This is a genomic window from Kitasatospora sp. NPDC032150 (assembly GCF_055579945.1).
In genome coordinates this window covers 58142-72703 of the sequence record NZ_JBVIMH010000026.1, presented here as the reverse complement: position 1 = coordinate 72703, position 14562 = coordinate 58142, and the positions used below count along the sequence as shown (strand labels likewise).

General features: G+C 69.4%; 13 protein-coding genes. 1 reads left to right on the top strand and 12 read right to left on the bottom strand.

Translation table 11 applies throughout. The features are described from left to right. Nucleotides 1-3: 3 nt before the first annotated feature. Nucleotides 4-1365, bottom strand: coding sequence for a glycoside hydrolase family 26 protein (locus ACZ5ON_RS26395; protein ID WP_465597572.1), 1362 nt, complete (start codon nt 1363-1365; stop codon nt 4-6). Between the two features lie 788 nt (nt 1366-2153). On the opposite strand from ACZ5ON_RS26395, the gene ACZ5ON_RS26390 reads away from it, so the two are divergent. Continuing rightward, nucleotides 2154-4703 carry a collagenase gene (locus ACZ5ON_RS26390; protein WP_465597569.1) on the top strand — a complete coding sequence of 850 codons (2550 nt, stop codon included), beginning with the start codon at nt 2154-2156 and terminating at the stop codon, nt 4701-4703. A gap of 156 nt (nt 4704-4859) precedes the next feature. Here ACZ5ON_RS26390 and ACZ5ON_RS26385 read toward each other — a convergent pair whose 3' ends face one another. The 11 genes from ACZ5ON_RS26385 to ACZ5ON_RS26335 form a co-directional block, all read right to left on the bottom strand. Beyond that, nucleotides 4860-6125 (bottom strand): hypothetical protein, encoded by a 1266-nt coding sequence (locus tag ACZ5ON_RS26385; RefSeq protein ID WP_465597566.1) that lies wholly within the window; start codon nt 6123-6125, stop codon nt 4860-4862. A 114-nt stretch (nt 6126-6239) separates the two neighbouring features. Beyond that, nucleotides 6240-6458 carry a hypothetical protein gene (locus tag ACZ5ON_RS26380; protein WP_465597563.1) on the bottom strand — a complete coding sequence of 73 codons (219 nt, stop codon included), beginning with the start codon at nt 6456-6458 and terminating at the stop codon, nt 6240-6242. Nucleotides 6459-6564: 106 nt separating this feature from the next. Then, on the bottom strand, nt 6565-6684 hold the full coding sequence (locus ACZ5ON_RS26375) for a helix-turn-helix domain-containing protein (protein ID WP_465597560.1): 120 nt from the start codon (nt 6682-6684) through the stop codon (nt 6565-6567). Between the two features lie 127 nt (nt 6685-6811). Next, the gene (locus tag ACZ5ON_RS26370) at nt 6812-7192 is read right to left on the bottom strand and encodes a hypothetical protein (protein WP_465597557.1); all 381 of its coding nucleotides are present in this window, start codon (nt 7190-7192) and stop codon (nt 6812-6814) included. A gap of 314 nt (nt 7193-7506) precedes the next feature. Next, nucleotides 7507-8649, bottom strand: coding sequence for an adenosylhomocysteinase (locus tag ACZ5ON_RS26365; RefSeq protein WP_465597685.1), 1143 nt, complete (start codon nt 8647-8649; stop codon nt 7507-7509). 41 nt (nt 8650-8690) lie between these two features. Further along, the gene (locus ACZ5ON_RS26360; protein WP_465597554.1) at nt 8691-9512 is read right to left on the bottom strand and encodes an HAD family hydrolase; all 822 of its coding nucleotides are present in this window, start codon (nt 9510-9512) and stop codon (nt 8691-8693) included. A gap of 23 nt (nt 9513-9535) precedes the next feature. Next, nucleotides 9536-10738, bottom strand: coding sequence for an MFS transporter (locus tag ACZ5ON_RS26355; RefSeq protein WP_465597551.1), 1203 nt, complete (start codon nt 10736-10738; stop codon nt 9536-9538). Beyond that, nucleotides 10738-11793, bottom strand: coding sequence for an HD domain-containing protein (locus ACZ5ON_RS26350; protein ID WP_465597548.1), 1056 nt, complete (start codon nt 11791-11793; stop codon nt 10738-10740). Before ACZ5ON_RS26350 ends, ACZ5ON_RS26355 begins: the two co-directional genes overlap by 1 nt. Nucleotides 11794-11822: 29 nt before the next feature. After that, nucleotides 11823-12983 (bottom strand): NAD(P)-dependent oxidoreductase, encoded by a 1161-nt coding sequence (locus ACZ5ON_RS26345; RefSeq protein ID WP_465597545.1) that lies wholly within the window; start codon nt 12981-12983, stop codon nt 11823-11825. A 58-nt stretch (nt 12984-13041) separates the two neighbouring features. Beyond that, nucleotides 13042-13743: an SDR family NAD(P)-dependent oxidoreductase gene (locus tag ACZ5ON_RS26340; protein ID WP_465597542.1), complete on the bottom strand. Its 702-nt coding sequence runs from the start codon at nt 13741-13743 to the stop codon at nt 13042-13044. Continuing rightward, nucleotides 13740-14450 carry a phosphoribosylaminoimidazolesuccinocarboxamide synthase gene (locus tag ACZ5ON_RS26335; protein ID WP_465597539.1) on the bottom strand — a complete coding sequence of 237 codons (711 nt, stop codon included), beginning with the start codon at nt 14448-14450 and terminating at the stop codon, nt 13740-13742. Before ACZ5ON_RS26335 ends, ACZ5ON_RS26340 begins: the two co-directional genes overlap by 4 nt. Between the last annotated feature and the right edge of the window lie 112 nt (nt 14451-14562).

Sequence of the window (14562 nt, the reverse complement as noted above, 5' to 3'; positions counted from 1 at the left end):
CCGTCACTGCCGGTGCAGTTTCCGCCAGTCGAAGGTCGAGCCCTGCGCCCTGCCGCCACCCGTGATGGCGAGTGGCGCGCGGAAGCTCGCCGTCAGGTCGTCCTGACTGTTGCGCCGACTCGGTTCGGTGGCGTTGTCCGCGGTGATCGCCTGCCCCCAGACCGACCAGACCACCCACGGTGTCCGGCCGAGGGTGTCCTTCTGGGCCTGGTTGACCGGGACGTAGAACGACTCGGCCAGCATGCGCGGCTTCCGGTAGGAGGCCAGGCCGTCGTACCACTGGGACGTCCAGGCGGACCGCCCGGGCGTCCGGGGGGTGGTGCTGTAGTCGTCCACGCCGACCAGGTCCACGTACTGGCTTCCCGGGTAGTAGGCCGCCGGATCGCCGCCCTTGGCGCCGTCCCAGGCCGAAGGCGACCACACGAAGATCAGATTGTGCAGTCCGCGGGTGCCGACCAGGTAGTTGTACATGATCTGCCAGAGCGCCTTGAACTTCTCCGGCGGCTGGTCGGCCCACCAGAAGCCGTTGGCGCAGCTCGTGGCGTTCATCTCGTGGTACGGCCGCAGCAGGACCGGAACGCCGTGGTCGGCCAGGTAGGCCAGGTGGTCCGCCAGGTAGGAGAGATCACCCAGCAGCGCCTGGTACTCCGGCGTGTTGTCGCGCCAGTCGATGACCCGGTCGAACCAGCCCGGGTCGTGCGCGGCCGGCGAACCGGAGCACTGGACCTCGGAGAAGGACTTCAGCTCGCTGCCCGGATAGGGCTCGTGGAAGGACATCCCGACGATTCCCGCCGGGCCGCCCCCGTTCTCCGGCAGCGTCGTGGTCGAGCCGTCGCAGTTGTGCTCGGTGCCACCGGTGTAGTAGCTGCCGTCGGCGGGCCGGGGGAGCCCGGACCAGACGCCCTGTAGCAGGTCCACCACGTCGTCGGTGTACTGCCAACCCGGTCGGCACGTCGGCCACTTGCCGGTCGAGTAGCTGCGCGGGTCGCCCGCCGCCCACCCCGGCTCCTCGTACCCCGGGCCCAGATCGGCTTCCACGAAGCCTGCCAGGCGGCCGGTGAGTTCCTCGGTCTTCCGGTAGTAGTAGCCGGGTTGCTTGAGTCCCGGCTGGTCGCCGTACTCGGGGTTGAGCCGCTCGTTGTGCGCTTCCACGTGCTGGCCGAGGACGGTGCCCTCGGCGGCACCGCCGCGGGCCGCGTTCTCCAGCTCGGCGAGGGCTTGATAGACCGCTTGCGCGTTCGGTGCGGCCTTGGGGTCGCGATCCGTGAGGGTGGTGCTGACCAGCTCGGGCGCGGTCGAATGCGCCGGCGCCGGCGCCGGCGCCTGGTCGTCGAACGGGACGCCGGCTATGAGCAGGCCTGCCACTACGCCGATGGTGGCAGTGAAGGCAGCGATCCGGATGCGCGCGTCGTGGCGCTTCCAGAACGGGGGTTGCAAGTCCGGATGGAAGCCGGCACCGTCTTGCCGATCGCCGAACCCTCTGCCCCCCAGCATCCCACCGCACCCCTTCTGGTCGTTCGGGACGAACAACGCCGGGAAGATCACTGAAATCTCTTCAGGCCCCCGCCTCGCGAACTGATATGAAGTCAGACTACTGGTGTCCGGGGGACGGACTGGGAACCGGTCGGATCGGATCCCCCCGTCCGGAGCCCGGGCAGTGATCACCGCGGCGTCTACGCGCCCGTCAGCACAGTACTCCAACAACCGCGCCCCACCTGCGGTTGAGCGATTCAGGTCGGCTGCCCGCGCTCGCCATCCTGAAGATCTCGCGCACTTTTCCGTTATCCGCAGGCCCCGTGCCCCATCTCCCATACGTCGGCAGCAAACCACCCATCTGCCGGTGAAGGAGAGCACATGACTGGCAAACGAGCGGTACGTGGGCCGTGACAGGAGCCGTGCACCGGTGGGCACTTCGGTGACGGCGAGCGTCATCACCGGCATCCCGTCCCGCCGCCACGGATGATCCAGAACTGACTGACAGTCAGTTCCATCACTCGGACTCAAGATCGGCCAGAACCCGTTATCGGCTCGGCGCCCAATGCCCGCCGCGGCCAACGGCGCCGTGAACCCAGACGGCGCATCATCTGCGCGCGCAGTCCCTCCCTCCGCGAGGCCGTTGCCGCACGGCGCTGCCCCCACACCAGGAGAACCACATGAAAGCCGCACACGCCCGCAAGAAGCTGCCCAAGCTCCTGATAGCCGCCGCCCTCGCGCTGACCGCCGGGGTGGGGATCGCCGTCAACGGGCCAGGCAGGGCCCATGCGGGGCTCATCAGCCCCTCCCCCGCAGTCAAGACCGCCACTCCCCGCCCAGGCCTGGCACCCCAGTCAGCCACCGACGCCGTCCAGGACGACGACTCGAAGCGGGTGCGCCCCAAGGACCGTCGACCTCTGCCGTCCAACACCGAGGCTCTGCACCAGAGCTACAGCAAGCCGACGAGGTCCGCCGCGGCAATGTCGAAGGCAACGACCGCGAAGGCAGGCGGCCCGAAGGCGAGTGCCGCCGCCTGCTCCACCAGCGCCTTCACCGCGAACACCGGCGGCGCCCTGCTCCAGGCGATCCGGTCCGCGGGCCCGGACTGCATCAACGGCCTGTTCAGCCTCACCGGTCCAGACGCACACCTGGCCTTCCAGGAGTCGCAGATGACAACAGTGGCGGACGCCTTGGCCGCCGCCTCCCGCGACTACCCGGGTGACAACAGCACCCACGTCCTGGAACTCGTGCTCTACCTTCGGGCCGGCTACTACGTGCAGTGGAACCGCCCCTCCGACGTCGGCACCTACGGCAGCGCTCTGCAGACCGCGATCCAGTCAGCCCTGGACTCCTTCTACGCCAACCCCCACAGCCTGGACGCCACCGACGCCAACGGCGCCGTCCTCTCGGAAGCCGTCACCCTGATCGACAGCGCCAGCCAGAACGCCCGCTACCTGCCCGTCCTCAAGAAGCTGCTCACCGGCTACAACAGCTCGTACAACAACTCGTACAACATGCTGACCGCGGTCAACAACGTCTACACCGTCCTCTTCCGCGGCCACCAGAACCCCGACTTCGTCACCGCCACCGATGCCGACCCCTCCGTCCTCACCACCCTCGAAACCTTCGCCGACAACAACCTCGGCCTGCTCGGCGGACCGCAGAGCTACCTGGCGTCCAACGCCGGCACCGAACTGGCCCGGTTCCTGCAGGACCGCACCCTGGCCCCCACCGTCCGTCCGATGATCAAGAGCCTGCTGGCCAAGTCCTCGATGACCGGCCCCACCGCACCCCTCTGGGTCGGCATCGCCGCCCAGGCGAACGACAACGACCAGAACAACTGCTCCGACTACGGCACCTGCGACCTCGCCAACCGGCTCAAGGCGGCCGTGCTGACCATCGACTACCAGTGCGGCACGATCCACATCGTGACCCAGGCGCTCACCAAGGACCAACTGCTCAGCACCTGCGACAGCCTCACCGGCGAGAACGCCTACTTCCACAACCTCGTCAAGGACCCCGGCCCGCTGCCCGACGACCACAACAGCGCCATGGAGGTGGACGTCTTCCACTCCACCAGCGACTACCAGACCTACGCCAACGTCATCTTCGGCGTCGACACCAACAACGGTGGCATCTACGAGGAAGGCGACCCCTCCAAGCCCGACAACCAAGCCCGGTTCGTCGCCTATGAAGCCGACTGGCTGCGCCCGAGCTTCCAGATATGGAACCTCAACCACGAGTACACCCACTACCTGGACGGCCGCTTCGACACCGCCGGCGACTTCGCCGCCGCAACCTCCACCCCTGACACCATCTGGTGGATCGAGGGCTTCGCCGAGTACGAGTCCTACGGCTACCGTGGCGTGACCGACACCGAGGCGGTCGCCGACGCGGCCAAGGGCACCTACCCGCTCAGCACCGTCTTCGCCAACACCTACAGCAGTGGCACGGACCGGATCTACCCCTGGGGCTACCTCGCGGTGCGCTACATGATGGAGAAGCACCGCTCCGACATCGACACCCTGCTCGGCCACTACCGATCCGGTGACTACGAAGCCGCACTCAGCCTGATCAACTCCATCGGCACCAACTACGACGCCGACTGGGCCAAGTGGCTCGAGGAATGCGCCGCCGGCGCGTGCAACGCCACCGGCAAGCCGCTCACCGCCACCTTCACCGCCAAGGCGAACGGGCTGGACGTCACGCTCACCGACACCACCGAAGACTCGGCCGTGATCACCGCCCGCAAGTGGGACTTCGGCGACGGCACCACCTCCACCGACGCCAACCCGACCAAGACCTACACCAAGCCGGGCAGCTACCACGTCCGGCTGACCGTCACCGACAAGGTCGGCGCCACCGCAACCGCCGACCAGACGGTCACGGTCGGTGCTTCAGCCGCCGAGTGCACCGCTGACGACACCCGCCGGCTGGACCAGAACTGCAGCCGATCCAACCTCACCGCCGCCGCCGGAGACAACAGCTACCTCTACATCGACATCCCCGCCGGAACCAAGGCCCTCACCATCACGACCACCCCCGGCACCGGAACCACCGATCTCTACTACAGCCCCACCACCTGGGCCGACAGCACTGCCAACACCGCCTCCGCCACTGGCGACGGCCCACACACCCTCACCATCACCAACCCCCCGGCCGGCTGGAACTACATCACCCTCCACGCCGCCACTGCCTTTACCGGCGCCACCGTGACGACAAAGTTCTGACCCCGCCAGTCGCGCCACCCCGACGCCCAGCCCTCTGCCAGCGAATTGCTGCTGTTCGACTGGGATTCTTCCACTCCCAGATGTTCGATCCTGACGTCGTCTCAGGTACGTGCCTGAACGGCCCGATGACGTCTTCGGCAAGGGCACGGTCACCGATCAGCGGGAGCGGGGCGCGGAAGCGTTCCGAAGCGCGGTCGTGACGCCGTTTCTGCCGCACGGCTCTGCGTCCTTGGAGCTGATGGGCGACTCGCCCGGTGGGCCGGGGCCGCTCACCGGGTCGGCTGATCGGATGCCCCGGAACTCGTCCACCGCGGTGTAGTCGTGTTTCGAACTCGGCCAGAGAAAGGTGATCTGGTCCAGGGAGTCCAGGGGCCTGGCGTCGAACAACGCGAAGACGGTCAGCCGGGTGCCGTCGGTGGTCTCGTCGCGGATGGCCCGGTACCGGTTCCCGGCCGTGTCCCGCACGGTGATGGGGCCGGTGCCCGCCCCGGCGAGCATCAGAGTGACGATCAGCGTGTCACCCTTGGCCACCGGGCTCTTGATCTGCACCGACTCGCCGGTCGTGACAGCCTCGTCGATCGGGGAGGCAGCCACCTTGTCGCTGATCCGGCCGAGATAGCCGCACCGGTCCGGTTTCTGGGCGCCGACCGGGAAGGACGGCCGGGTTCCGGCTGCGGCAGATCTCCCGCCGGTGACCGGGGCGGCGGTCAGGGCAACGGCCAGAAGGGCGGCGAGCAGACCGCTGATCGACAGCACCGGCCACATGAGGCGCCGATGAGCGAATCGGTGGCGTCTCGTCCGCTCCGGCTCCCGGAGCACCTGCGGTGCCTCATCGGGTGTGGGCGGTTCGACGGCGGAGCGCGAAGCCGGCACCGGTGGTTCGGCCGACTGCTGCCGCATCTGCATGCGCTGCCAGGCCGACTGCCAGCGTGCGAGTTCCTCGGCGGACGCGCCGAAGGCGGTGACCAGCGCCAGCACCCGTTCCAGGGGCGGGAGACGACTCCGCTGATGGCTCAGGTCTCCCGAGAGGGTGCTGCGTGGAAAGCCGGTGCGGCGCTCGAGTTCGCGCAGCGACGGGCTGCCCGACCATGCCTTGAACGCCTGCAGCCGGCGAACGAACTCCTGCGGTGTGGTCGCCTCGTCCGGATCGGGCATCGTCGCCGGAAACTGCTGCGATAACCGGTCCGGATCCCCGTCGATGTGCTGCCCGGTCATATACCCCCCTTGAGGGATCGGCCCGATCGGCCGATCGCGGCGCATGTGCCGGGGACCATCCTGACCAACACCGACTGATCGCTCCATGGCGTTTGCTTGGCGTTCTCTTGTTGTCAGGGACCCGCCATGGCTACAGACTGGGGCCGCCGACGGAGGGGTGCGCGTCCGGAGCGCCGGGCCGTTCCTGCCGTCGTCATTCTCGGCCATCGACGGTATGGCCGGCGTCGGCAAGACCGCCTCGGCCGTTCATACCGGGCACACCCTCGCCGGCCGGTTCCCCGACGGGCAGCTCTTCGTCGACCTGCGCGGGTTCACTCCGGGTCAGCGGCCGCTTGAACCGGGCGCGGCGCTGGCGAGTCTGCTCCGGGTGGTCGGCGTCAGCGAGAGTGCGCTCCGTTGCGCACCGAGGATCGCGCCCACCAGGACCTCGGCGACACCGTCGGCCAGGCCGAGTCGCACACCCTGCTCGGCGACGCCCTGCTGGCCATGGACGCTCCGGCGAGCGGTACGACCTCGCGTCCACTTCGGACTGGCGCGCACGTACCAGCGCCCGGGAGAACCCGACACTTCTCGGGAGCACGCCGAACAGGCAGTCGAGATCCACCCCTCGCTGAACATCCCCGAGGCGGACGAAGCCCGGGCCCTGCTAGACCACCCGCGGACACCCGAACGCCCTTGCCGGCGCGGCACGCTGAGGCCCGTTCGGGTACAGACGAAGCCGTACCGAAGCTGCACGGCAATCACTGTAATCTCGGACGTCCTTCATTGGCGTCATCTTCCGGGTGCAGCCGGATGATCGAGTTCACGTCCGGCTGCGGCTGCGGCTGCGGCTGCGGCTGCGCAGTGGGAGCGGACCGCAAGGGCCCGCTCCCACCTCACTCACCGCACCTTGCTCAGTTGATCGGGCCGCATGCCCAGGTGTTGTTGTGGGCCGTATCGATCAGGCACGCCTCCAGGCTCTGGCCCGGTCCGTCGTAGTACCACGGTGACGAGTTGCTGCTGGGGGTCGCGCCGGGGCCCAACCACTGCCAGGCGTTCCGGTCGAAGACGCCGAACAGGCAGTGGCCGGGGTTGGCGGTCGGGACGATCCCCATGTAGTCGTGGTAATCGCCCCCGAGGTTGATCTCCTCAAGCGCCACACAGCCGCCGGTACCGAACTGCCAGGTGCCCTCGGCGGCCTGGGCCGAGGTCGCGGTCCCGATCCCGATCGCGCCCATCGCCATCGCGGCGATCGCGGCGGCAGCGACGCGCTTCCTGGTCCTGGTGAATCGCATGGTGCTCCTCCAAAGAGTCGATTCCGCCCCGGGGTTGACGCCGGGAACACCCCGAACCTCAGCAGCCGACGGAACGGAGAACAACTGGTCGAGCACCATCTCGGACAGTCCCGGACGCTCCCGGACACCCTCCGGACAGCGCCGGACACCCCCGGATCCGGTCCGCGCATGTCTGGTTGGTGGCGGCCATCGGCCCCACCAAGGCTGCAACCAGCTCGCCCCCTCGACCACCCGAACGTCATCCCGCTACCCGCAGCCCGCATAGCGCGCCGACAAGCCGTCGCCGGCCGGGTACGGTGCCGCGGCCGCTGCGGCTACCCGGCGCGGTTGGCGAGCGAGACGAACGCCTGGGCCACGCGTTCGTCGATGTCCCGGGGCACCGGGACGACGCACTGGTCCGGCGGAACCGTCCCGCGCGCGATGGCCTCCAGACAGCGCGCCTGGAGCGTGAATCCGAGGTCCATCGACTCCACCGAGTTCCCCAGCGGGCGGGGTCCGGACAGGTTGACCATATGACCGTCGGTCAGCACGTTGACCCGCCCGCCGTTGCGCTGGATCAGGCTCTTGACCCCTTCCGTCGGTTCTCCGTACCCGAGGACGTCGGGATGCGCCAGGAAGCCGGTCAGATCGATCTCCCACGGGACATGGCCGGCGTTGGCCAGGATCACACCGTCGGAGAGCAGCGGGAGATCGTCCGCTGTGAGCACCTGCGGAGCGCCGGTGACGGTCACGATGATCTCTGCCGAGGAGATCGCCTCCCCTCGATCAGGCACCGCGAAGCCGTCGAGCAGCGCGTTCAGGCGTCGCACCGGGTCCGACTCGAGAACGGAGACCCGGGCATGCGCGTTGCCGAAGTTGCGGGCGACCCCGCGTCCGCACGCTCCGTACCCGATGACGGTGACTCTGCGCCCGTTGGTGGCCCGGTTGGTGATCCGCATGAACGACTCGAGCACGCTCTGGCCGACCGCGTGCTCGTTCTCGGCGAACTGCTTGATCGGGCTGTCGTTGATGACCAGCAGGGGGCGACCGATCCGGCCGCGTTCCGGGAAGAGCCGCGCCCGGCCCGAGGTGGTCTCCTCCGTTCCGCCCAGCAGGTGGTCGTACGGTGCCTCCAGGAAGCGGACGAAGAGGTCGCCCCCGTTGTCGAGGATGAGGTCCGGTCGGCGGGAGAGCACCTGACGGAGGTGAGCGTCGTGAATCTCCTGGTCGTCGGTGCGACCGCCGATCACCTCGACGCCTCTGGCCGCCAGCGTCGCGACCGTCTCGGCCTGCGTGGTCATCAGGTTCCCGGTGGCGACGACCCGCGCTCCGCCTTCCCGCAGCACGAGCAGCAGAGCCGCCGTCTTGGGCTCCAGGTGGATGGCCGCGCCGATCGTCAGCCCCGCGAAGGGACGGGTTCGAGCGAACTCCTCGGCCGTCCTCGCCAGGAGTCCGCAGCTGTCGGCAACCCAGTCCATGTGTGGCACGAACGTCCTCCTACGCTCAGCGATCCGGTGGCTCAGGTCGTTCGAAGGCTCGGCCGCCCACCCGCCAGCCGGGCCAGGACGGAACGGATCAGGACAGCCACCCCGTCGTCGTCATTGCTGGGCAGCAGCACCTTCGCCATCGCCCTGACGTCCGGGTGGGCATTGGCGACCGCGGCCGGTAGCCCGGCCGCTCGGAGCAGGGGTATGTCGTTGGGCATGTCTCCCACGGCGGCTGTGGCGGTCATCGGAATCCCGAGGTGGTCGGCCGCCCATCGCAGCGCCTGGCCCTTGTCCGCGCGCTCGGGGGAGATCTCCAGGAAGTACGGCGTCGAGTAGGAGATCCGCACCCCGAGGGACGCCTCCGCACCGACCGCGGCGGCGAGTTGCGCGGAGGACAGCACGGGGTGGGCCACCAGCACCTTGACCGCACGGTTGGTCCTGGTGGCCCACCTGCGGAGGTCGGCGGACTCGGTGTGGGACCAGCAGTTCGGCACCCGGTCGGCGAAACCGGCCTGCAGCACCAGCTCGTGCTCGGTGTCGAGCCCCAACAGGCATCCCTGGAAGCGCCGTTCGAGGTGACCGAGCAGGCGATCGAGCTGCTCGTCGGTGAAGCAGTGGTTGAACAGCACCCGGGCCGCGGGGATGTCCAGCATCACCGCACCGTTGCTGCAGGCGAGCAGACCCGTGACACCCGCCTGCGCTGCCCAGGTCAGGGCGTCCCGGGTCGGTCGCCCGGTGGAGAACATCAGGTGCACACCCGCCGCCCGGACCTCGGCCAGTGCGCTCGTGGTCGCGGCACTGACGCTGCCGTCGCTGGCGAGCAGGGTCCCGTCCAGGTCGGTACAGATCAACATGGTACGGGTCGACGCGGGCCGGGTCATGCGGGGGCACTCGTGGGGGTCTCGCTGCGGTGGACGGCCGGCGGGCCGAGGTGGCGTCGGCCGGCCAGCAGGACCAGAACGCTCACGGCCACGCCCAGGACTCCGCAGGAGGCCGCCCAGGACTCCGTCGCGAACTCGAGCGTGGTACCCACCGCCGCCGATCCCAGCGCCACTCCGCTGGTCATCAAGGTCACCAGCCAGGCGAAGGCCTCGGTGACGGTCCCCTCCGGCGCCAACTCGCCCACCAGGACGAAGACCGCCGACAGCACCGGCGCGAGAAAGAGCCCGGTGAGGATCATCAGACCCGCCATGTACGGCGGGGACGGCACCAGGCAGAGCAGCGCATAGCCGCCTGCCAGGCCGGCGGTCAGCAACAGCACCCGCTGCGACAACGCCGACGACCAGCGCACGGCGCCGTAGCCCAGCCCCCCGGTCAGCGCTCCGGCCGCGTTCAGGGCCAGCAGGGTCGGCGCCCCGCCCAGCACCTGGTGCTGCTCGGCGTAGGAGACCACCAGGACGTTGAGGGTGCCGATCGCGACACCCACCCCGGTGAGACTCACCAGCAGCACGAGCAGGCCGCGGCTGCGCAGCGGACCGAGCCAGTCGGTCGACCGGGCCGGGGCCCGCCAGCTCGTGGTGGGCGGCGCGGTGGCGACCACCAGTACCCCGAGCGCGCCGAGCAGCGCCGCGACCCACAGGGCGGTCGGGGGCGAGGCGACGGCCACGCAACCGGTCACCACCAGCGGACCGCCGATGAAGACGAGTTCCTGCGAGGCGGAGTCCAGGGCGTAGGCCGACTCCAGCCGGCCGGCGGGGACGATGTGCGGCCACAGCGCCCGTAGGCAGGGCTCCAGGGGAGGGGTCGCCGCTCCCGCGAGCAGCGCGCCGACGAGGACCACGACCGGGTCCGCGGGCCTGGCCGCGATGGCGACCAGGCCCGCCCCCGCCACTGCGGCGGACCAGACCAGGACCCGCACCTGGCCGGTCCGGTCCACCAGCCGGCCGAGCACCGGGCCGCCCGCCGCCGTGGCCAGTGCGAACGCCCCGGCGACGAAGCCGATGAAGCCGAAGTCCGCGCCGGCCGCTCGGAGCACCAGCGGGATCGCCAGGGCGGCCATCGCGCTGGGCAGGCGCCCGACCAGAGTGCCGAGCAGCAACCGGGTGACGTGCCGGCCACGCAGCAGGTTCAGGTAGCCCATCACGACACTCCCGCGACAGTCGCCTCCGGAGTCTCCTGCCACAGGTGCAGGTGGAGCGCCACCGGCTTCTCCTTCCGCAGGAGCACCTCGGCGTCCCCGATGCCGACCAGGCGTCGCTGCGGCATGCCGCTGGCGAGGTTGACCCACACCCAGGCGCTGTCGGGGTCGAGGAGCCAGCTGGGTTCGGTACTCTCGGCCTGGCCGCTCCACGGGAAGCGGTGACGTTCGGCCCGCGGCACGCAGACGGCCAGCGCGTCGGGCACCTCCAGCAGGTTCACGGCCAGTAGTTGCCCCTGCTCGTCGAAGGTCAGCCAGACCTTCCCGCGGAAGCCGATCCGGACGGCCGGCCCGTCGGAGGAGTCCTCCGGCTCCTGCACCGACAGGTACCTGGTCCGCTCATCCCACCGGACCCGCCGCTCGGCGGGATCCTGCGGATCCTGCGGCCCGGCCCACTCGGACCGGAACTCGGCCGCGAACCGGTGCAGTTGGAGCGCGCGGTCCGCCGCCATCCGGCGACCGGGCTCGGTGAGCATGTCCTGTTCCAGCCGGACGAGCTTCTCGTAGAGGTGGGCGAGGACGGAGGACGTCCCACCCTCCGCGTAGACGCCCTTCAGGGCGGCCTCGGGATCCCACAGCGGCTCGCCCAGCATCCCTCCGAAGGCGAAGGCGCGGCCGACACCGATGGCTCCCATGGCGTCGAGGTTGTCCGCGTCGTGCACCGCGGCCGCCACCGGGGACTCGGCATCGAGGTCCTCCCCGGCGAAGCGGTAGCGCCCGGTCAGCTCCACCGCGTCCAGGATCGTCGGGTGCCATTCGCCCGGCACCTCGCAACTCTCCAGCACCTGCACCACGGCGGCCCGGGCCTCCTCCGGGCGGATGGGCCGCCGTCCCTGCCGCGTCTCCTCCACCCGGTGGTAGTCGTGGACGTACGCGGCCACCTGCGCCGGCAGCGGGTCCCCACCCGCCTTGGAGAGGATCTCCCCCGCCAGCGTCGCGACCCGGTCGAGATGACCGATGTCGTGGGCGGAGTCGGCCTCGGCGAAGTCCGTCGCCACCCGCGCTCGTACCTTCCTCAGGATCGGGTTCACCGCGGTCCGTACTCCTCTCGCCACCTCTGTGCCAACTCCTGCTGGATCGTGGGCTCCAAGCGGTGGAGGCCGGGCTCGTGGGTCTGCCGAGCGAGTTCGCGCGTGCAGAGGTAGAGCTCCGTGTAGACCAGGTCCAGGACCGACCCGAGGATGCTCTGCTCCATGAAGTTGACGGGCTTGCCCTCGTTGAGCAGGTACACCGTGCGGTCGGCGACCTGGAGCTCCTGCACCTCGTCGACCTCCACCATCGCGGAGGAGGCCCGGCGCAGACCCTCCACGTCGAACTCGACCTGCTTGGAGCTGCCGCTGGCCAGCACGACGCCGTCGCGCAGCAGGGGCAGGTCGTCCGCCGTCAGGGCGCGGTGTCCGGAGACCCCGATGATCACCTCGGCCCAGGAGAGCAGGTCCTCGCGCGCGCCCACCCGGAATCCGTGAACCACGGCGGCGGACATCCGGACCTCACTCGGGTCGTAGACCGCGATCTGGGCACCGTTGCGCCGCAGGTGCTCGGCCAGGGCCGTCCCGATTCCGCCGTACCCGAGCACCAGGACCCGCCGCTCGCTGAGCAGTCGGTAGAACCGGAGCCGGAGAAGCCGTTCGACGCTGTAGGCCACCGAGCGCCCCACCTGGACGTCCTCGAGCGCCTTGAGCGGGCTGTCGGCGATGGTGAAGACCGGCAACGGCAGCGGTGCGGCCCGCTCGTAGCGCCACTGTCCCTGCTTGGTGTCCTCCACGATGCCGCGGAAGTACGGAGCGCCGGCCAACTCGCCGACCGCATCCGCGCAGTAGCCACCCACCTCCTGGATGATGACCGGCGAACTGCCGTGCTGCGCGGCCTGCTTGGCGGCCGTGACCGCCAGACGACCGACCTCGTCGATCGAACCCGGCAGGCTCACTGGCAGGTCGTCGAGTAACGCCAGGGCCTCGGGTTGCGCACTGTAGGGCACCGGCACGACCTCGACGAGCTCGGTGGCCTTGTTCAGCAGGCGTACATAGGGCACCGCGGTGTCCAGCAGGTGCGCGACGAGCACCGTGCGGGAGGGCGGCATCGGCCAGCTCTCCAGGGCGCTCTGCAGCACCGGCAGATCGCTCGCCCGGGAGGCGTGACCCACCGCGGTCGGGGTCGTCGTGGGGTCACGATCTAGAATGTCCGTCATTGGATTCCCTACTCGAATCAAGAATGAACAGTGCGATCGGACGGCTTCGTTCGCGCGCTCACACCGCCTGGAGCCGGTCCAGGCCTTTCACGGCCATCGCCGGCAGGCACGCCGGGCGCAGCTCGATCTCTCCCACCGCGGTATCGGCCGGCGCCTGGAGGACCCAGCGCACGGCCTGGCCGACGGAGGCGGTGGAAAGCTTGAACGGCGATTCGTCCGCTGCCTCGTTGGCGATCGCGCCGGGGTTGATCAGTGTGGTGCGCACGCCGTTCGGCCGCTCCTCGAGAAGCAGCACCTCGGCCAGCGCCTTCAGGGCCGCCTTGGTGGCGCAGTAGGCCGCCCCGCCCTCGAAGAACCGGCTCCCGGCGTGACTTCCCATCAGGACGATGCTGCCGCCGCGCCTGCGCAGGGACGGCAGCGCGGCCTGGAGGAGTTGGACGACGGAGGTGAGGTTGACGTCGAGTGCGGCTCGCCAGTGGTCCGCGTCGAGCGAGTCGAGACGGCCGAGCGAGCGCACCACCGCGTTGGCGACGAGCGCGTCGATCCCGCCGCGCTCCTGGACGACCGTCCCGACCGCGGCTGTCACGGCCGTCGTGGACCGGAGGTCGCAGTGAAGTTCGCGCATCCAGGGGTGGCCGGCCGCCGTGCGGTTCAGCCCCCAGACCTCCCAGCCCGCCGCGTGCAGCTCGGCGGCGACGGCAAGACCGGTGCCCCGGTTCGCGCCGGTCACGAGAGCGACCGGCTGCTGAGCCACCGTCATGTCGGCAGCTTGCCGAGCAGGTCGGCCCAGACCGCGACGATGCGGTCATGACCGACCCCCTGCCGGAACAGGTCCTTGTCCAGCGAATTGCCCTGCTGGTCACGCAGCCGCATGCAGTCCGGAGACACTTCGGAGTTGATGGTCGGCGCACCGTTGGAATCCTGCCCGATAATGACGCAGAAATCCCACAGATCGAGCGGGGAAAGCCATTTCCGCAATGCGTCGTTGCATTCGAGGGCGATGCGGCGGAATTCCTCGACGTCCACCCCGTAGGCCCGCAGGTAATCCTCGCCGATCGGCTGGTCCTCGGGATCCACCCGGAAGTCGAACTTCACCACGGGAGGATCGAATCGATGCCCCTCGGGGAAGAGCCCGGGATACTTGCGGACGGTCGATCCGGTCGAACGGTTCTTGACAATCACTTCGAAGGGCGGAGCGGGAACGTAATCGGCGAGATAGGAGATCTCGCCCACCCGCTCCCGGAAGACGGTGGGGACACCTGACGCCTTGAGGGCGAGAGCCGCGCGCTCGTAGAAGTCGAGGCGCAGCTTAGCGGTGAGCGGCACCAGCTCGTCCCGGTCGAACGTGAAACTACGCAGGCTGGGGATCAGTTCGACGATGCAGGTCCCGTCGGCACGACGCCAGATCCGCTTGCTGTGGCCCTCGATGTCGGGCGGTTCGGCTAAGTCGCTCCTCAGTGAGTCCATGGACCAACATAGTTATTCGTATGACTTCGTATGTCAAGCAGTATCCGGACGCGTTCGGGAGACTTGGCCATCGGGACCGGAGGGTCCGATTCCGACTACCCCTGCCACTCCC

Bases quoted from the DNA above. Each gene is read 5' to 3' on its own strand.
- ACZ5ON_RS26355 (WP_465597551.1), bottom strand. From the start codon at position 10,738: ATGGGCTACCTGAACCTGCTGCGTGGCCGGCACGTCACCCGGTTGCTG.
- ACZ5ON_RS26335 (WP_465597539.1), bottom strand. From the start codon at position 14,450: ATGGACTCACTGAGGAGCGACTTAGCCGAACCGCCCGACATCGAGGGC.
- ACZ5ON_RS26390 (WP_465597569.1), top strand. From the start codon at position 2,154: ATGAAAGCCGCACACGCCCGCAAGAAGCTGCCCAAGCTCCTGATAGCC.
- ACZ5ON_RS26365 (WP_465597685.1), bottom strand. From the start codon at position 8,649: ATGGACTGGGTTGCCGACAGCTGCGGACTCCTGGCGAGGACGGCCGAG.
- ACZ5ON_RS26360 (WP_465597554.1), bottom strand. From the start codon at position 9,512: ATGTTGATCTGTACCGACCTGGACGGGACCCTGCTCGCCAGCGACGGC.
- ACZ5ON_RS26370 (WP_465597557.1), bottom strand. From the start codon at position 7,192: ATGCGATTCACCAGGACCAGGAAGCGCGTCGCTGCCGCCGCGATCGCC.
- ACZ5ON_RS26375 (WP_465597560.1), bottom strand. From the start codon at position 6,684: ATGAAGGACGTCCGAGATTACAGTGATTGCCGTGCAGCTTCGGTACGG.
- ACZ5ON_RS26340 (WP_465597542.1), bottom strand. From the start codon at position 13,743: ATGACGGTGGCTCAGCAGCCGGTCGCTCTCGTGACCGGCGCGAACCGG.
- ACZ5ON_RS26345 (WP_465597545.1), bottom strand. From the start codon at position 12,983: ATGACGGACATTCTAGATCGTGACCCCACGACGACCCCGACCGCGGTG.
- ACZ5ON_RS26385 (WP_465597566.1), bottom strand. From the start codon at position 6,125: ATGGCCGAGAATGACGACGGCAGGAACGGCCCGGCGCTCCGGACGCGC.